Here is a 1,007-nt window from a genome sequence, read left to right as displayed (position 1 = left end):
GTCCCCGGCGACGTTCGTCGGCCGGGGACGGGAAACTTCAGACGCACGGTGCGCCCCGGATCCTGCGGGGAGAGGCATTGATGATCTTGTTGCTGACGGTCCTCACCCTTGCCGAGATCACCCGCACGTCCAGCGCCGTGGCGGCAGCGAGGTGTTCGGTACCGAGCCTGGTCTCCCACCGGGGGGATCGGAGTGCCGGGTTGGAGAACACCCTCACCGCGTTCGGTCGCACGCTGGATGCGGGCTCGGCCGGTGTTGAATTCGACGTCCGTTTCACCAAGGACCACCATCCAGTGCTGATGCACGACGCCACAGTGGATCGAACCACCACCGGCAGCGGCCGCGTCGCGGCCATGACGCTGACCCGGTTTCGCACGCTGCGTACCGGCGACGGGCAGCACCCGCCGACGCTAGGCCAGGCATTGGCGCTGCTGCGCGGCCGAGTCAGCGAGGCGCTGGTCGAGCTCAAGCAGATTCCCGACGCCGCGGACCTGCGTGCCCTGCACGACGCCTACCGACGTCAGGACGCCTTTCGGTGGGCGAACCTGACCTCGTTTTCTCCCATGGCGCTGCGGGCGGTGGATTCCATCCCGGCCCGCAAGGGCCTGGTGACCAGGTCCGCACCATCGGTCGCGCTGGCCGGCACGTACGCCTTCGTCGCGGTGCGCTACGACCGGCTGACCCGCGCCCGGGTCCGCGCCTACCGCAATGCGGGCGCGGCCGTCTACGCCTGGACCCCCAACAACCGTGACGCCTGGCGACGCCTGGCCGGCTACGGCGTCACCCGCATCCTCACCGACCAGAGCACCGACTACCTGGCCTGGGCCCGAGGAACATGCCGGTCATGAGACACCCACCCTCACCCAACACCACGCGGCCAGGCCAGGCGCGATGAGCTGACCTTGGCGCGTGCATCGGCGTCGTCTACTCGATGGCCTTCAGCCCGGACGGTAAAATCCTCGCCGCCGGCGGCCACGACGACACAGTGCGGTTGTGGAATGTGGCCG

At 69.1% G+C, this 1,007-nt stretch carries 2 protein-coding genes; both read left to right on the top strand.

Features of this window, described 5'->3' with window-relative positions:
- A partial coding sequence (locus ABZ260_RS51605) for a glycerophosphodiester phosphodiesterase (protein WP_355633400.1) occupies nt 1-848 on the top strand: 848 nt, incomplete at its 5' end.
- An 83-nt stretch (nt 849-931) separates the two neighbouring features.
- Nucleotides 932-1,007, top strand: a 76-nt coding sequence (locus tag ABZ260_RS51600; RefSeq protein ID WP_355633402.1) for a WD40 repeat domain-containing protein, incomplete at its 3' end; no start/stop codon positions are given.

Source organism: Streptosporangium sp. NPDC006013 (assembly GCF_040614275.1).
Classification (GTDB): domain Bacteria; phylum Actinomycetota; class Actinomycetes; order Streptosporangiales; family Streptosporangiaceae; genus Streptosporangium.
This window is presented reverse-complemented; position numbering and strand designations above follow the sequence as displayed.